Origin of the sequence: Aureimonas phyllosphaerae, from assembly GCF_047943035.1 — a bacterium.
Lineage (GTDB): Bacteria > Pseudomonadota > Alphaproteobacteria > Rhizobiales > Rhizobiaceae > Aureimonas > Aureimonas phyllosphaerae.
Map to the genome: position 1 here is coordinate 110801 of NZ_CP181348.1, position 16193 is coordinate 126993.

Genomic DNA, 16193 nt, shown 5'->3' on the forward strand with positions numbered 1-16193 from the left:
CTGTTCCGGTCAGCTCGTCTTCTTGCGCCAGAACGTGTCGCGCAGGTTGTCCCAGAGCTCGATCTTGGCGCCGTGGCGCTTCATGATCACGGTCTGCTGCATGATCGAGAGCGTGTTGTTCACCGTCCAGTAGATCACGAGGCCGGCCGGGAACGAGGCCATCATGAAGGTGAAGATGATCGGCATCCAGGTGAAGATCATCTGCTGCGCCGGGTCGGGCGGCGTCGGGTTCAGCTTCATCTGGATGAACATCGTGATGCCCATCAGGATCGGCCAGATCCCCACCATCAGGAGGTGCGGCAGGGTGATCGGGATCAGCCCGAACAGGTTGAACACGCTCGTCGGATCGGGCGCCGCCAGATCCTGGATCCAGCCGAAGAAGGGCGCATGCCGCATCTCGATGGTGACGTAGAGCACCTTGTAGAGCGCGAAGAACACGGGGATCTGGACCAGCACCGGCCAGCAGCCCGCCGCCGGGTTGATCTTCTCCTCCTTGTAGATCCGCATCATCTCCTGCTGCTGCTTCACCCGGTCGTCGGCGAATTTCTCGCGGAGCTCCGTGATCTTCGGCTGCACGGCCTTCATGCGCGCCATCGAGCGGTAGGACTTCGAGGCGAGCGGGAAGAACAGGATCTTGAGCGACACGGTGACCAGGATGATCGCGATGCCGAAATTGCCCGTGAAGCGGTAGAGCCAGTCGATGTAGTGGAACATCGGCTCGGTGATGAAATAGAACCAGCCCCAGTCGATCAGCTGCCCGAAATGGGCGATGCCGAGATTCTCCTCGTAGCCGTTGATCGTGTCGACGACCTTGGCGCCGGCAAAGGCGCGCGTCGTGGTGTCGAGCGTCGAGCCCGGCTGGATCGTGATCGGGTCGGCAAGATAGTCCGACTGGTAGAAGGCGCGCCCGTCCGCCGAATAGCGGAAGTTCGGCTGGAACGTGCCGATGCCGGCGGCGGGCACGAGCGCCGTCGCCCAGTACTTGTCGGTGATGCCGATCCAGCCGACCGGGGTCTTGGCCGGCGAGACGCGGCCGTCCTCCTCGATGTTCTTGTAGGTGACCTCCTGGAGGCCGTCCTCGCCGAGATGGCCGATGAGGCCCTCGAAGATCACGAAGGCGGCGGCATGCTCGGGCTTGGAGAAGCGCACCGACCGCCCGTAGGGCGAGAGGGTCACCGCGGCGGCGCCGTCGTTGCGCACGCTGTCCTCGACCGTGAACATGGACTGCGCGTCGACCGAGATGCGGCGCGTGAAGGTCACGCCAGCCTCGTTGGACGCCGTCAGCGTGACGGGCGTCTGCGGCGTCAGGGTCTGGCTGCCCTCGGCCTGCCACAGCGTGCCGGGACCCGGCAGCGCGCCGGCGCCCTGCCCGGAGTAGCCGAACTCCATGAAATAGGCGTTGGAGCCGATCGTCTCGGGCGACAGGAGCACGATCGTCGGCGAGCTGTCGTCGACCGTCTCGTGGTAGTTCTTGAGGCGGAGGTCGTCGAGCCGCGCGCCCTGGAGATTGATCGAGCCCGACAGCGATGGCGTGTCGATGGCGATGCGCGGGGAGGCGGCGAGCGCGGCCTCTCGGGTCTGGCCGTCCACGGCCGGCGTCTGCGTCGTCGGCACGACGCTCTCGCGCCCGGCGGGCGACACCGCCCCTTCCTGGGGCGTGCCTGCGGGCGTGGTCGGCGTCTGGAGGGTCGCCTGGGCGCTTTGCGTTGCGAGCCGCTCGGCTTCCATGCGCGGGTTGATGACGAGGAACTGCCACCCGACCAGAACGGCGATCGACAACGCCATGGCGATCAGGAAATTGCGGCTGTTTTCCATGGAAGGTCAGATCCCCGGAGGAGGCGTTGCGGGCGCCGGCCTGTGCGCCTGCACCTTGGCGACGCGCCTCGATAGCTCGCCCGTGAGCGTCTCGAACGGCAGGGTGAGAAGCTCGCGGCGGGCGACGATCACATAGTCGAAGCCGGCGGCCATGTCAGCCCCGCACACGGTGCGGATGGCCTCACGAAGACGTCGGCGGATGCGGTTGCGCTCCACCGCGTTTCCGACCTTACGCGTCACGGTGAGGCCGTAGCGGGCCGCGCCGCCATCGGCACGGTCCAGCGCCTCGATCAAAAAGAAAGGGCCGTTCAAGCGACGGCCCCGTCTCGCGGCCAGAAACTCGGCGCGCGTCGTCAGTCTGGAGATCGCGGGTCCGCTGGAGCCGGAAGGCCTCGGCGTCAAGCCGACAGGCGCTTGCGACCGCGCGCGCGGCGGGCCGCGATGACCTTGCGGCCGCCGGTGGTGGCCATGCGGGCGCGGAAGCCGTGGCGGCGCTTGCGGACGAGCTTGGAGGGCTGGTAGGTGCGCTTCATGGTCGTATCCCGCAGTGGACCTGCGGACCTCTTGATCTTCTATGGGTTCAAATCGAACGTCGAACGCACGAAAGATCCGCATGGGCAAGCCCCATCCGACCCGGCATCCGTCTGTGGGCGCGCTTATAAGGAGGAAGCGGGGAACAAGTCAATCGCCCCCGCCCCGATCGAGGCGGCCACGGGCCATTCCGTTAGCCATCCGGGCGCTCGAATGCGTCTCCATGCCCTTTCGGGATGACCCGGGCGCGCCGATCCCCTAGGCTTGGCTCACGTTTCCCTTATCTGCGACGCCAGCCCGCAGAGGGCGTCGGAACCTTGATGACACCAGCTCCCAACGAAGCGAAGCCGAGGGAGGACACGCGTCCCCGCTTTACGAGGCGCCTGTCGACCCGGCTGTTCGCCCTGACGGTGGTCGCCGTGATGGGGGCCGAGGTGCTGGTTTTCGTGCCCTCGATCGCACGCTTCCGGCTCGACTGGCTGCAGTCCAAGCTCGAGACCGTCTCGGTCGCCACCCTGATGGCGGACTTTGCCGAGGGCGGGCTTCTCCTGTCGCCCGATCAGGAGAGCGAGCTTCTCCATGCGCTCGATGCGCGCCTGATCGCCATCCGTCGTCCCGGCTCGACGCAGCTTCTCGCCCGCGTGCCCGACCTCGCCGGCGTCGACGAGCAGGTGGACCTTTCGAAGGAAAGCCGCGTCGATTCGGTGCTCGCCGCGTTCGACACGCTCCTCAGCCACCGCCCGCGCACGATCCGCCTCGTCGGCCCGATCGGCGACGGCACGATGAGCGGCGAGATCGTCTTCGACGAGGTACCGCTGCGCCGCGCGATGCTCGTCAACTCGCGCAACATCCTCCTCCTGTCGCTCGGGATCGCAAGCTTCGCCGGGCTCCTCGTCTTCGGCGCGATCAGCCTATTCCTCCTCCGCCCGATCCGCGCCCTGACGCGCGCGCTGGTGCGCTTTGGCGCCGATCCGGAGGATCCGTCGTTGATTCTCAAGCCGAGCGGGCGCAGCGACGAGCTCGGCATCGCCGAGCGGGAGCTGGCCGGGATGCAGGGCGTTCTGGCCGACACGCTGCGCCAGCAGCGGCGCCTCGCCGACCTCGGCCTCGCCGTCTCCAAGATCAACCACGACCTGCGCAACATTCTCGCCTCGGCGCAGCTGATCTCAGACCGCCTCGCCGACGTGCCGGACGCACAGGTCCAGCGCTTCACCCCGGTCCTCATTCGCAGCCTCGACCGCGCGCTGCACTACACGCAGTCGGTGCTCGCCTACGGCCGAGCGGCCGAGAGCCGACCGGTGCGCCGGCTGACGCTCCTTCACCGTCTCGTGGAGGACGTGTTCGAGACCCAGCTGGTGACGCCGGAACAGGGCATCGAACTCGTCAACGGCGTGGATCCCGCGCTGGAAGCCGACCTCGACCCGGAACAGTTCTTCCGTGCCCTCTCCAACCTCGTGCGCAATTCGGTCCAGGCGCTCGAGGGCGAGACCGGCGAGGCGATCGTACGCCGCATCGCGGTGCGCACCGAGGCGCCCGGCGGGGGGCTCCTGCGCCTCGTCATCGAGGATACGGGACCTGGCCTCGGCCCCGCCGCGCGCGACCATCTCTTCCAGGCCTTCCGCGGCTCGACGCGTGCGGGCGGCACGGGCCTTGGCCTGGCGATCGTCGCCGAGATCGTGAAGGCGCACGGCGGCCAGATCCGCCTGACCGCCTCCGCGGCGCCCGGTGCCCGCTTCGAGATCGACCTCCCCGCCGCCCTCCCCGTCTCGCCCGGCGCCTGATCCTCCAGGCTCCACGCCCTTCGAACGGGTATCGAAAACATTCATCGCGCCCCGGCCACGGAATCGCTTGCAATCCCTCCGGGACTTGGCTAGTTACCCCTCACGAACGGCCGAGGCCTAGCCCGACGTTCCAGGCGCCCGTAGCTCAGCTGGATAGAGCACCAGACTACGAATCTGGGGGTCAGAGGTTCGAATCCTTTCGGGCGCGCCATTTCGCTTTCACCGCATAAAACACCCGCTAAAGCCTTGAACGGTAAGGCCAGATCATCGGTTCTAAAGCCCTCGCCGCGACGGTAACGAAGCTTATTCGCGGTGACGTGCCTCCTGAAAAACGGACCGTTTTGAGCTGGAATTTTCCACTTATGATCCCGTGAGCGGGACGAGGAGAATTCCATGAAGAAGTCGAAGTTCACCGAGGCGCAGGTCGCGTTCGTCCTGAAGCAGGCTGACGAGGGAACGGCGATTGCGGAGGTCTGCCGGAAGGCCGGGATCTCGGAGGCGACGTTCTACAACTGGCGCAAGCGGTACGGCGGGATGATGCCGTCCGAGGTGAGGAAGCTGCGCCAGATCGAGGAGGAGAACGCCAAGCTGAAGCGGCTCGTCGCGGACCTGTCTCTGGACAAGGCCATGCTGCAGGCTGTGCTTTCAAAAAAGCTCTGAGGCCTGCTCGCCGACGCCAGTTGGTGGACGAGGTTCGAGCGTCCTGGAAGGTGTCGATCAGACGGGCCTGCTCGGCCCTGAAGGTCGGGCGCTCGCTCTACACCTACAAGTCCCGGCGCGGCGATCAGGCCGATCTGAAGACCCGAATCCAAGAGATCACGCGGACGCGGGTGCGATATGGGTACCGTCGTGTCCACGTGCTGCTACGACGGGAAGGATGGGCCGTGAACCCGAAGCGGATCTACCGTCTTTACAAGGAGATGGACCTGCAGCTTCGGAACAAGGTGCCGAAGCGGCGCGTGAAGGCCAAGCTGCGGGACGACCGGACGGTGGCGACCCATGTGAACCAGACATGGGCGATGGACTTCGTTCACGACCAGCTCGCAACGGGCCGCAAGCTGCGCATCCTGACGGTCGTCGACACCTTCTCGCGGTTCTCACCGGCGATCGATCCGCGCTTCAGCTACCGTGGCGAGGATGTGGTCCGGGCGCTGGAGCGCATCTGTGGCGAGGTTGGCTACCCCAAGGCCATCCGGGTCGACCAGGGATCGGAGTTCATCTCGCGAGACCTCGATCTCTGGGCGTATCAGAAAGACGTCGTTCTCGACTTCTCGCGGCCCGGCAAGCCGACCGACAACGCGTTCATCGAAAGCTTCAACGGGAAGTTCCGAGCTGAGTGCCTGAACACCCACTGGTTCATGAGCCTTGACGACGCGAAGGCCAAGATGGAGGCTTGGCGTAGAGACTACAACGAAGTCCGCCCTCACAGCTCGATCGGCCACAAGACCCCGATCGAGATGATGAAACGCTCGGAAGGCAGCCCGCCCGCCTGAGCAATCACCCCCGGAAATACTCCAGCCGGGCGGTCCAAAAACAGGGGGCACGTCAAGATCACGACAGGACTCTCGCTCCCGCTGGATGAAAAACGGGGGTCACGTCAATCCGTCCGTCGCGGCTGGCCTTGCGAAGGGCGACCTGACGCTTCACGGCTGGTTCTTCGATATCGCCAAAGGCTCAGTCGAGGTATACGACAGCAAGGCGGGTCAGTTCGTGCCGATGTCGGAGTCCGATCCCTTGCCGGTGGCCGTGTCGGGGCGGGATCGATCGCATGCCGCACCTGCGAGGATCCCAAACTAGGGAAGCGATAATCGGCGTCGGATTCGAAAAGAGTGAGGGCAGCGGCTCTCCCGGCGTGTCGGGTGCGATAGCTGAAGTCTTCGACGCCGAACCGCCGTCCTGAACGCTGTAACTCTGCGATCGCTTGAACAGGATCGCTGCGGTAGCGTCGGCTTGTGCCTATACGCGTCGCGAAGCTGCCCGACTAGTTCCACCCGATCGCGCCAATCGGCGGCTTGGAAGCGGACGACCCAAAGCGATCGGGCGGCTATCAACTTAACGTCGCCCTTCGCGCAGGGGGCAACGTGTCCGAAGAGCAGACATAGCCAGCATGAGTTCCGGATCGTAGGGTTGTGGCAAGGAGCTTCCTCCCGGCGCCGACGGAGACCCACGCATGGACCTCATGAACCTCCTGAAGTCCGTCGAGGAGTTGCTCTACGAACTCGTCTCCTGGCTCCTGTTCTACCCCCTGACGCTCTGGAAATGCATCCGTCATCCGATCCGCATGATGGCCTATGCCGAAGCCGAACTCGGCTCCGACGCCAAGGTCCGCTACTCCGCCGCCATCAGCCCGCCGATCTTCCTGTTCCTGACCCTGCTCATCGCTCACCTTATTGACCTGCGGTTCGGCCTGCCGATGCGCGAACTGACGGGCGCCATGGCCGATCCACGCAACCTCCTTCTGTTCCGGGCGGCGCTCTTCAGCCTGTTCCCGCTGATGATGGCGGTGCAAGGGATCCGCAGGCTCGGGCAGCCGCTCACCCGCGAGACGTTGCGCCCCGCCTTCTTTAGCCAGTGCTACGCGGCGGCGCCCTTCGCCCTGGCGTTCGATCTCGCGATGACCAGCGCGCGCTACGCCAATCCTACGGCCTGGACCGTCTCGAGTGTTCTGTTCGGTGGGGGGCTCGTCTGGTACGTCGCCGTAGAGACACAGTGGTTCGTGCTGCATGCGGGCGTCGGCCTAGTCGAGGCACTGGCTCGTGTGATCGCCACAATCTTCGTCGGCGCCGTGCTCTTCGTCCTCATCGCGCTGGTCATGGCGTCCTTCATCGCGCCCGCCTGACGCAGGTCACCGCTCGCCGGATCAGGTGCCGGTCGGCAGGTGACTTCCAGCATATCCGACGGCGAAGATCGACCAGTCGTTGAGGATATGCGCTCCGGACAAGACCCACAGGCTCCCGGTGCGCAGGTAGGCTGCGGTCAGCACCAGCCGTGCCGTGCCGATGACGGCGAAGCACTGGACCACGTTCCAGTCGTAGGTCGGAAGATGCATGGCCGAGAAGAGGAGCGTCGAGACCGCGATACCCATCGCAAGGCCACCGCGCCGGCCGATGCACATCCTCGCCGTGCAGAACCATGTGACAGCCAGAAGCGGCAGGACCGTCACGACCTCTTCCCCAACCAGTTGGATGGAGGTCCGCACGAGAAAGATACTAACGGCAAGGGCGTTGGCGTTCGCTAGAACGTCGCCGACACGGTTCGGCTCCAGCGGCGCGAACGGTCGCATGGCCAAGGCCACCGCCAACGAGGCCATCAGGGTGGCGATGCCGAACAGGAGGGATAGGCCGAACGCTCGAACTCCGTATCCGCGGAGCAGGCGCCCGACCTTGCCACCGGACACGACATGAAGCGTGACGAGCGGGATCGCTGTGAAGGCCAGTGCCCAGACGACGGAGAGGATGCCGTCGAAGACGCGTGGCGGTGCCAGCAAAAGGACCGCGAAGCCGACAGCGACAGAAACGAGCAGGAGGACCCAGCCGCTTGTTGATTCACACGAATTGGAAAGCGGACGCTCGGATTGATCGGCCTAGCGATCCTCAGCAACACTACGACGCGCACCCTACGGTTTCTCATGCCCTCGGCTGAAGGCGGCTGGAGCGCAGATCCCCGGATAGCTCGAGCAGGCCGTACGCGGTCGCAGCGATGTGGGATTCGATGCGCTTGAGGTCTCGCGTGATGTCGAGTTGCATCGAGCTCGCGTCGATCCGCTCGCGTCGGCCCCCACGCATATGAATGACATGCCGCTGTGTGGTGGCTCTTTCGAGTTCGCGAAACCCCTCCTTCTCAACCACCAGCCGGTGCGCCGCCTCCACATCCCCGGACATAAAGACGGCAACTGCGAGCTGGAGGTGATCAAGGAGGCGCGTATGCATGTCGTCGATCTGCCGTCTGGCATCCTCTGGTAACTCGATGCCGGATCGAATCCGTTTGGCGGCATTGTCCATCAAGCTGCGATCGATGATGTCGCCGATGTGCTCAAGGTTGATGGCCAAGGCCAGCGTATCAGATAAGCGGCGCGCGTCGGCGTCGCCGAGCGGCTCCCGACCGATGAGGCCGAGATAGTTCTGGATCGCGGCGAACAGCCTATCGAGGATGTCGTCCATTTTTCGCGTTGCGGCGATCTTCTCGTGGTCGTCCTCGTGGAATGCCTGCTGGGAGGCCCGCAGCATTCGATCGATGACGTCGGCCATGCGCAAGGTCTCACGCCCAGCATTGGCGAGCGCGACCGATGGGATGGACACGGCAGCTTCGTCGAGATAGCGCGGCGTGCCGGGATCTCTTGCCGCGGCCCGAGCAGGGAAGAGGTTCTTGAGCCGATGCGCCATTTGCGGCAGAGGGGCGATGAAGATGAGCCCCATACCCACGTTGAAGGCGACGTGGAAGTTCGCTGCGGCGCGCGCCGGCGAAGCATCGAGCGACAGCATGGCCTCGCTCAGTGGTCCGAGGAACGGCAGGGCAAGAGCACAACCGACGAGGCGGTTGATCAGATTGCCGAAGGGCAGCTGCATTCGTACGGGATCGCCGCCGAGGCTGGAGATCAGCGGATTGAAGGCGCTGCCGAGATTGGCACCGAGGACCATTGTGAGCGCTGCCTCGGGAGCAATCACCCCTGTGCCTGCGAGCGACATGATGAACAGCATCGCGGCGACGCTTGAGTGAGCAGCCCAAGCCAGTCCCGCGGCCAAAAGCATGGTCAGCAGCGGGTCGGCTGTGACGGACCGAAGAAGGTCACTGAGCGCTTGTGATTGCTCCAGAGGTTCCATGGTGGCGATGAGCAGATGAAGCGCAAGGAGGATCAGACCGAGGCCGATCAATGCCGAGCCGGCGTCGCGCACCGCCGAGGTGCGGCCGGAGCGGTAAGCGAGGCAGCCAGCCAGAAACAGCGCCGGGAAGATTCCGGTGATATCGAAAGAGACAAGCTGGACGATCAGCGTCGTGCCGATGTTGGCGCCGAGCATCACGGCCAGTCCAGGCATCAGGTCCACGACGCCGCCCGCGGTGAATGCGGTGACCATCATCGCCGTGGCCGTGCTGCTTTGAAGAAGAGCGGTCACGCCGATCCCGGTCAGCAACGCACGGCCTCGGTTTTGCAGACCGATGTGCAGGACCCGGGTCAGCCGACTGCCGAGTGCGCGCCGCACCCCGGTCGTCACCATGTGAATGCCGTAGAGGAGAAGGCCGATCTGGCCGGAAAGGCTGATCAGGATCTGCGTGGCGGACATGCGACACTCCTGCCTGGATCGGATGCTTCCCGGACCCAGACTGCACGAAGAAGCCTGCGCCTGACTGTCATAAAGCGCAAGCCGTGCGCTTTTAGCTGGCTTGCTTCAAGGAATTGCAGCTCGGTTCCTGTTGCGATTGTCAGCAGCGCGTTTGCGGACACGTAGCGTTCAGGTATAGCCCCTCCGGATCAGGCCTTCTCAAGCTCGTCGGTTCGATATTGTCCGCTTCCGCTTTGAGCATCCAGGTTTAGCGAACGACTTGCTTCGGCCCCATGCGCTGATACAGCGGACGTTCAAGTGCGATACAGCAGCGATTGACATAAGTTCTCCCTTTGCAGGCGCCGGCGTATTGACCCGAGGATCCCGCTGCTAGGCCGGAGAGAGAGATCGGTTACACGGCCCTTGCGACCGACGACCGCCACACGAGCGGTGCCTCGAACACGCGATCCGCCGGCTCCTCGACCAACCTGTCCGCGACGATCCGTACGGTCCAGTCGGTAATGTCGACCACGGGTTGCGCGAAGGTCGTGAGATCGTAGGACGCCCACCCAGCCTGCTCGATATCGTCGAACCCGATGACCCCAACCTCGTCCGGGACGCGGCGACGGAAGCGGTGGCGGACGGCGTCCATCACGCCGCAGGCCAAAAGGTCGGTGACGGCAAAGACGGCATCAGGCGGCTCATCGGATGAGAACAGCGCCGTCCCCCCTTGCAGCCCGCTCTCGTACGCCGTCGCGCCGCCTTCCCACACCGTAACATCTGCCCCAGCTTCCATGGCGACGGCGATGAAGCACTCTCGTCGGGCGAGAAGGCTCGGGGTTCCGATCCCCGAGGTGACGAGGGCAAGGCGCTTATAACCGGCGCGAAGGAAGAGGGTCGCGGCCGTTCGGGCAGCGCGGGCGTTATCGACCGCGAGATTGACGGTGCCGGGCAGGTGATCGTTCCGGTTGAGAAGCACGAGGCGCTGACCGCTGTCGAGGCAGCTTTGGGCGATCGAGCGATAGGGTGTGCCGGACAGCACGACGGTCGCGTCGGCACGGTAGTTCAGGGTCTGGCGCAGCGCCCCCTCGACATTGCCGGAAGTCCTGCCCGCGTTCAGAACCATCACGACCTTGCCCGCCTCCTGAAGCGATCGCGACAGGTTTTCGAGCAGTCGCGACAGGTATGGCGTCTGGATGTCGGCAACGATAAGGCAGACGATCCCCGTCTGTTGGCGCATGAGCCCGCGTGCCAGATGGTTCACATGGTAGCCTAGTTCGGCCGCGGCAGCCTCGACCTTGGCGCGCGTGTCCGGAGAGATGCTGGCCCCTGGCGTGAACGCGCGGGATACGGCGGACCGCGAAACGCCGGCAAGGCGCGCGACCTCCTGGGCGCTGGCGAAAGCGGGCCCCGTCCCCGGACTGCGCGTCGTCTTGCTCAGAACCCCGATCTCCCTTGCATGGCCGTGCATCGGTTTGATGCATCACATTGGCACCACGATGCCCGGTTGACAATCGACGGTGTCCGGTTGAGCTTGCACAGCAGTGCAACGCTCATCACGATGCTGGGAGGCTCGATCATGCGCACCAAACTTCTCGTCACGACCATCCTGTTTGGCGCCATGGCTGCGGTCCTGCCTGCCCGCGCGGCGGGTACGCTCAACCTTGTTTGCGCCGCCGACGTCAAATGGTGCGAGCTGATGGAACGGGAGTTCGAAGCCAGCCACGACATCGACGTGAACATGGTCCGCATGAGCTCCGGCGAGGCGTACGCACGCCTGCGGGCCGAGGCCCGCAACCCGAAGACCGACGTCTGGTGGGCCGGCACGGGCGATCCGCACCTGCAGGCGGCCGACGACAACCTGACGCTGGAATACAAGTCGCCGATGCTGGACCAGTTGCAGCCTTGGGCGCAACGCCAGGCCGAAGTGTCCGGCTACAAGACGGTGGGCGTCTATTCCGGTGCGCTCGGTTGGGGCTACAACACGCAGATCCTGGAAAAGAAGGGTCTGGCTACGCCGGCCTGCTGGAAGGACCTGACGGACGCTAAGTACAAGGGCGAGATCCAGATCGCCAATCCCAACTCCTCGGGCACGGCCTACACCGCCCTCGCCACGCTGGTGCAACTGATGGGCGAGGACGAGGCCTTCGCCTATCAGAAGGCGCTGAACGCCAACGTCACCCAGTACACGAAGTCGGGTTCGGCCCCAGTGAAGGCGGCGGCGCGCGGCGAGACCGGCATCGGCATCGTCTTCATGCACGACGCCGTCGCCGTGACCAAGCAGGGCTTTCCCGTGAAGACCGTGGCGCCCTGCGAGGGCACCGGGTTCGAGGTCGGCTCGATGTCGATCGTCAAGGGTGCCAAGAACCTCGAGAACGCCAAGGTCTTCTACGACTGGGCGCTGTCGCCCGAGGTCCAGTCGAAGGCCGTTGAGGCCGACAGCTTCCAGCTGCCGTCGAACAAGGGCGCGACCGTGCCGCCCGAGGCGCCCAATCTCGATGACATCAAGCTCATCGACTACGACTTCGCCAAGTACGGCAACGCCGAGACGCGCAAGGCGCTGCTCGAGCGCTGGGACCGCGAGATCGGTGCCGCCGCCAACTGATCCGGCATCGGCGGGCGCCGCCTCGACGCCCGCCGTCCTCCAGTCCTCGGGAGATCCAGCCGATGGATTCGCGCGCGCGCCGGCTCGACGGTGCCTTGGCCCTTGCTTTCGTCGCCTTTGCCCTTCTACCCTGGTACGGCATTGAAGGCGGCCTCTGGTCGCTCGGGTGGCTCGGTGCATGGCCCCTCTCCCCGGACGCCGCTCCGGGCCTCCTGCAGATCGGCCTGCGCTCGGCGCTCTGGCTCCTGCCGCTCGCTGCGCTCGTCGCCGCGGCCATCGCCCTTCGCTTCGTGCCCTCCGGCGAGCGGCGCGGGCGCTGGCTGTCGGCCGTCGGCGGCATCGGCCTCGCCTTTCTCGTCTCGGAAGGTCTGGCGATCGGCTACGGCGGCTGGAACTGGAGCGGCTGGGAGAGCCTCTTCGGTGCGCTGGACGACGGCCAGCCGCCGTTCGGCCTCGGCGCCTTCGCGCTGGCGCTCGCCTTCCTCCTCTTTCTCTCGTTCGGCCTTGCCGAGCGCGGGCGCCTGCGCGGCGACGCCTTCGTGCTGTCGGCCATCGCGCTCGTCGTCGCGCTCGTCACCGCCTTCGTGCTCTATCCGCTGGCGAGCCTCTTCGCGGGCGCCTTCCAGGCGATCGACGGCTCGTTCGACGCGACGAGCTTCCTCGCCAACATCCAGGACCCGTCGATCTGGTCGCTTGCCTGCCTAACGGGCACCGGCAGTTGCGGCCTCGCCTGGCGCACGGTGACGCTCGCGATCTGCACGGGCCTCGGCACGACGATCCTCGGACTCGCCTTCGCGCTCGTCGCCACGCGCACGGCCTTTCCCTTCAAGCGCCTGCTGCGCCTCCTGACGATCCTGCCCATCATCACGCCACCCTTCGTCATCGGTCTCGCCCTCATCCTCCTGTTCGGGCGCTCGGGTGTCGTCACGCAGGGGATCCTGACCCTGACGGGCCTTGACGGCGGCCGCTGGCTCTACGGCCTGCCCGGCATCTGGATCGCGCAGATGCTGAGCTTCACGCCGATCGCCTTCATGGTGCTGATCGGCGTGATGGACGGCATCAGCCCGGCGATGGAGGAAGCGGCGCAGACCATGCGGGCGAACCGCTGGCGGACATTCTGGACCGTCACCTTTCCCTTGATGCGCCCCGGCCTCGCCAACGCCTTCCTCGTCGGCTTCATCGAGAGCATGGCCGATTTCGGTAATCCGCTGGTGCTCGGCGGCAGCCATGGCGTTTTGTCGACCGAGATCTTCTTTGCCGTGGTCGGCGCGCAGAACGACCCTGCCCGCGCGGCCGTGCTCGCGCTCGTCCTTCTCGGCTTCACCCTGTCGGCCTTCTTTCTTCAGCGCCTATGGCTTCGCGGGCGCAGCTACACGACCGTGACCGGCAAGGGGGATTCGGGACGCCACGCGCCGCTCGATCGCAGGTTGCGCGCCGTGGTGGTGACCGTCGTATTGGTCTGGGTGCTCTTCACGCTGACCGTCTATGCGATGATCATCGCCGGCAGCTTCGTGCGCACGCTCGGTCTCGACAACACGCTGACGCTCGACCACTACGCCAAGGCTTTTTCGGTCTCGGCTGGGGACGCCGGCCTTCTGTGGACCGGTGTCGCCTGGGATTCGTTCTGGACCACGATGGAGATCGCCCTCATCGCCGCGCCCCTCACAGCGCTGGTCGGCCTCCTTTCGGCCTATCTCCTGGTTCGGCAGCACTTTGCCGGCCGGGAGGCGCTGGAGTTCGTGCTGATGCTCTCCTTCGCCATTCCCGGAACGGTGATCGGCGTATCCTACGTCCTCGCCTTCAACCTGCCGCCGATTGAAATGACGGGCACCGCGCTGATCCTCGTGATCTGCTTCGTCTTCCGCAACATGCCGGTGGGCGTGCGCGGCGGCATCGCGGCCATGAGCCAGCTCGACCGCAGCCTCGACGAGGCCTCACTGACGCTCGGCGCCAATTCGTTCACGACGCTGCGGCGGGTCGTGCTGCCGCTGCTCAAGCCCGCCATCGTCGCGGCGCTCGTCTACTCGTTCGTGCGCTCAATCACCTCGATCAGCGCCGTCATCTTCCTCGTCAGCGCCCAGTACAACATGGCGACCTCATACATCGTCGGCCTCACCGAGAACGGCGAGTACGGCGTCGCCATCGCCTATTCCACCGTGCTGATCGTCGTCATGATCTGCGTGATCGCGCTGTTCCAACTTGCGGTGGGCAAGCGCACGCTGCGGCGCGAGACCCGCAACGCCGCACCGGCCGCCGCCGCACCGACGACCGCCGCCACGCTTTCGCAGGAGACGCCCGCATGACCCAAGCCCCTGTGCAAAAAGGGTCCGTCCGCTTCGACGCCGTCGAGAAGCGCTTCGGATCGGTGGTCGCCATCCGCTCGCTGAGCTTCGACATCGAGCCAAGCACGCTGGTCACGCTGCTCGGCCCCTCCGGCTGCGGAAAGACCACGACACTGCGCATGCTGGCGGGCCTCGAGCAGCCGACGGCGGGGCGCATCCTGATCGGCGGGCGCGACGTCACCAACCTGCCCGCCAACGAGCGCGACGTCTCGATGGTGTTCCAGTCCTACGCCCTCTTCCCGCACATGACCGTCGGCGAGAACGTCGCCTACGGCCTGCGCTCGGGCGGCAGCTCCAAGCGCGAGGCGATGGAACGGGGAAAGGACGGCCTGGCCCTCGTCGGCCTCGAAGGCTTTGCCGAGCGCCTGCCGAGCGAACTGTCCGGCGGCCAGCAGCAGCGCGTGGCGGTGGCCCGCGCGCTCGTTCTCGAACCCCAGGTCCTGCTTCTCGACGAGCCGCTGTCCAATCTCGACGCGCGGCTGCGCCGCCACGTGCGCACCGAGATCCGGGAGCTTCAGCAACGCCTCGGCTTCACAGCCGTCTACGTGACGCACGACCAGGAGGAGGCGCTGGCGGTCTCCGACCGCATCGTCGTCATGCAGGCCGGCGAGATCGCGCAGGCGGGCACGCCGCGCGAGCTTTACGAGACACCGGCCTCCTCCTTCATCGCCGATTTCATCGGCGAGGCGAACGTCGTTCCTTGCGAGGTCGCAAGGCGCGCGGACGGCGGGCTGGAAGCCAGGCTCGGCGGCCTGCGCCATCCGATCCGGATGCCGACGGCGCGTGAAGGCGCCGCCAAGCTCGCGATCCGCCCCAATGCCATCACGCTGGGCGAGCCCGGCCCCGATCGCCTGGACGGGCGCGTCACGAGCGCCGCCTATCTCGGCGACCACATCGAATACGAGGTCGAGACGGCACACGGCCGCCTCTTCGTCGTCGACTCCGCCATCGAGAACGTGCGCCCCGTTGCCAGCGATATCGGCATCGGCCTGCACGAGCGCGGCGTCGCCCTGATCCCTGCCTGAGAGAAACCATGTCCGACACGATCGAACACTCCGACACCACTGTCGCTGATCGCCAGATGTTGGCCGAAGCCATCGCCCGAGAGGGCGGGCGTATCGCCCTCGCCTATTTCCGCGATCGTTCCCGCTTGACGATCGACCAGAAGACGAGCGGGCAGGACGTCGTCTCCATCGCCGACAAGGAGGTGGAGACGCTCCTGCGCGAGCGGATCGCGGCAAGCTTTCCCGATGACGGCCTGCTGGGCGAGGAGTACGGCTTGCAAGAGGGCACCTCCGGCTTCCGATGGGTGATGGACCCGATCGACGGCACCAGCCCCTTTGTGTTCGGCATCCCCGCCTGGTGCGTCTCGATCGCGATCATGCGGGGCGATGCGATCGTGGCCGGCGTCATCTACGCGCCGACCACCGACGAGCTCTATTCCGCGCGTCGCGGCGGCGGCGCGACGCTCAACGGGCAGCCCATCCATGTTTCGAGCGAGGCGACGCTCCAGTCCGGCGTCCTCGGCCTCGGCGCCAATCACCGTATTCCCAGCCGGGTCGTCTCCGGCGTCGTCCAGCAACTTCTCGACGAAGGCGGCATGTTCATCCGCAACGGATCCGGCGCGCTGATGATGGCCTATGTGGCCGCGGGCCGTCTGGCGGCCTATTGGGAGCCACACATGAATGCCTGGGACTGCTACGCAGGCTACGTGCTGATCAAGGAAGCTGGCGGCTGGATCGTGGATCCGTCAGGGTGGAGCAGCATGAGCGCGGGCGGAGCGGTGATCGTGGGTTCGCCTGGCACGAAAGCGGACCTCCTGCGGATCGTCGGAGCGAACGCCGCCTGAACGGTCGTCCCA

The 16193-nt window shown here is 65.7% G+C and carries 13 protein-coding genes and 1 tRNA gene; 8 read left to right on the plus strand and 6 right to left on the minus strand.

Annotation, left to right across the window (positions count from 1 at the left end; genetic code table 11):
• Positions 1-9: 9 nt before the first annotated feature.
• The 3 genes from yidC to rpmH are packed head-to-tail and all read right to left on the minus strand — an operon-like array spanning position 10 to position 2348.
• The gene (yidC, locus tag ACLNGM_RS00530) at positions 10-1815 is read right to left on the minus strand and encodes a membrane protein insertase YidC (protein WP_416356739.1); all 1806 of its coding nucleotides are present in this window, start codon (positions 1813-1815) and stop codon (positions 10-12) included.
• 6 nt (positions 1816-1821) lie between these two features.
• Positions 1822-2172, minus strand: coding sequence for a ribonuclease P protein component (rnpA, locus tag ACLNGM_RS00535; protein ID WP_416358526.1), 351 nt, complete (start codon positions 2170-2172; stop codon positions 1822-1824).
• A gap of 41 nt (positions 2173-2213) precedes the next feature.
• The gene (gene rpmH, locus ACLNGM_RS00540; protein WP_026501365.1) at positions 2214-2348 is read right to left on the minus strand and encodes a 50S ribosomal protein L34; all 135 of its coding nucleotides are present in this window, start codon (positions 2346-2348) and stop codon (positions 2214-2216) included.
• A 318-nt stretch (positions 2349-2666) separates the two neighbouring features.
• Here rpmH and ACLNGM_RS00545 point away from each other — a divergent pair, with 318 nt between their 5' ends.
• The 4 genes from ACLNGM_RS00545 (at position 2667) to ACLNGM_RS00560 (ending at position 6966) form a co-directional block, all read left to right on the plus strand.
• A complete protein-coding gene (locus ACLNGM_RS00545; RefSeq protein WP_416356740.1) occupies positions 2667-4127 on the plus strand; it encodes an ATP-binding protein in 1461 nt (486 codons plus the stop codon).
• Between the two features lie 134 nt (positions 4128-4261).
• Positions 4262-4338: transfer RNA gene (locus ACLNGM_RS00550), tRNA-Arg, on the plus strand.
• A gap of 182 nt (positions 4339-4520) precedes the next feature.
• Positions 4521-5620 (plus strand): IS3 family transposase gene (locus tag ACLNGM_RS00555; RefSeq protein WP_416356741.1). Its coding sequence is split into 2 segments (ribosomal slippage): positions 4521-4782 and positions 4782-5620, totalling 1101 coding nucleotides; the frame shifts between segments, so codons are not numbered across the junction.
• A gap of 677 nt (positions 5621-6297) precedes the next feature.
• A complete protein-coding gene (locus tag ACLNGM_RS00560) occupies positions 6298-6966 on the plus strand; it encodes a permease (RefSeq protein ID WP_416356742.1) in 669 nt (222 codons plus the stop codon).
• A 21-nt stretch (positions 6967-6987) separates the two neighbouring features.
• Here the strand turns inward: ACLNGM_RS00560 and ACLNGM_RS00565 are convergent, their stop codons facing one another.
• The 3 genes from ACLNGM_RS00565 to ACLNGM_RS00575 all read right to left on the minus strand — a co-directional run bounded on the left by ACLNGM_RS00565 (position 6988) and on the right by ACLNGM_RS00575 (position 10856).
• A complete protein-coding gene (locus ACLNGM_RS00565) occupies positions 6988-7614 on the minus strand; it encodes a CPBP family intramembrane glutamic endopeptidase (RefSeq protein ID WP_416356743.1) in 627 nt (208 codons plus the stop codon).
• A gap of 139 nt (positions 7615-7753) precedes the next feature.
• Positions 7754-9406, minus strand: a complete 1653-nt coding sequence (locus ACLNGM_RS00570; RefSeq protein WP_416356744.1) for a Na/Pi cotransporter family protein — start codon at positions 9404-9406, stop codon at positions 7754-7756.
• Between the two features lie 391 nt (positions 9407-9797).
• Positions 9798-10856, minus strand: coding sequence for a LacI family DNA-binding transcriptional regulator (locus ACLNGM_RS00575; RefSeq protein ID WP_416356745.1), 1059 nt, complete (start codon positions 10854-10856; stop codon positions 9798-9800).
• A gap of 108 nt (positions 10857-10964) precedes the next feature.
• Between ACLNGM_RS00575 and ACLNGM_RS00580 the strand changes: the two genes are divergently transcribed.
• From ACLNGM_RS00580 to ACLNGM_RS00595, 4 genes are all read left to right on the plus strand, one after another.
• A complete protein-coding gene (locus ACLNGM_RS00580) occupies positions 10965-11990 on the plus strand; it encodes an ABC transporter substrate-binding protein (protein WP_416356746.1) in 1026 nt (341 codons plus the stop codon).
• A 62-nt stretch (positions 11991-12052) separates the two neighbouring features.
• On the plus strand, positions 12053-14293 hold the full coding sequence (locus ACLNGM_RS00585) for an ABC transporter permease (protein WP_416356747.1): 2241 nt from the start codon (positions 12053-12055) through the stop codon (positions 14291-14293).
• Positions 14290-15357, plus strand: a complete 1068-nt coding sequence (locus ACLNGM_RS00590) for an ABC transporter ATP-binding protein (protein WP_416356748.1) — start codon at positions 14290-14292, stop codon at positions 15355-15357. Before ACLNGM_RS00585 ends, ACLNGM_RS00590 begins: the two co-directional genes overlap by 4 nt.
• A gap of 8 nt (positions 15358-15365) precedes the next feature.
• Complete coding sequence (locus ACLNGM_RS00595; RefSeq protein ID WP_416356749.1) at positions 15366-16181, plus strand: inositol monophosphatase family protein; 816 nt, start codon at positions 15366-15368, stop codon at positions 16179-16181.
• Positions 16182-16193 lie beyond the last annotated feature (12 nt).

What these genes read in the sequence shown, in the direction of transcription:
- yidC (WP_416356739.1), bottom strand. Translation starts at nt 1,815, where the DNA reads ATGGAAAACAGCCGCAATTTCCTGATCGCCATGGCGTTGTCGATCGCC.
- rpmH (WP_026501365.1), bottom strand. Translation starts at nt 2,348, where the DNA reads ATGAAGCGCACCTACCAGCCCTCCAAGCTCGTCCGCAAGCGCCGCCAC.
- ACLNGM_RS00545 (WP_416356740.1), top strand. Translation starts at nt 2,667, where the DNA reads ATGACACCAGCTCCCAACGAAGCGAAGCCGAGGGAGGACACGCGTCCC.
- ACLNGM_RS00560 (WP_416356742.1), top strand. Translation starts at nt 6,298, where the DNA reads ATGGACCTCATGAACCTCCTGAAGTCCGTCGAGGAGTTGCTCTACGAA.
- ACLNGM_RS00570 (WP_416356744.1), bottom strand. Translation starts at nt 9,406, where the DNA reads ATGTCCGCCACGCAGATCCTGATCAGCCTTTCCGGCCAGATCGGCCTT.
- ACLNGM_RS00575 (WP_416356745.1), bottom strand. Translation starts at nt 10,856, where the DNA reads ATGCACGGCCATGCAAGGGAGATCGGGGTTCTGAGCAAGACGACGCGC.
- ACLNGM_RS00580 (WP_416356746.1), top strand. Translation starts at nt 10,965, where the DNA reads ATGCGCACCAAACTTCTCGTCACGACCATCCTGTTTGGCGCCATGGCT.
- ACLNGM_RS00585 (WP_416356747.1), top strand. Translation starts at nt 12,053, where the DNA reads ATGGATTCGCGCGCGCGCCGGCTCGACGGTGCCTTGGCCCTTGCTTTC.
- ACLNGM_RS00590 (WP_416356748.1), top strand. Translation starts at nt 14,290, where the DNA reads ATGACCCAAGCCCCTGTGCAAAAAGGGTCCGTCCGCTTCGACGCCGTC.
- ACLNGM_RS00595 (WP_416356749.1), top strand. Translation starts at nt 15,366, where the DNA reads ATGTCCGACACGATCGAACACTCCGACACCACTGTCGCTGATCGCCAG.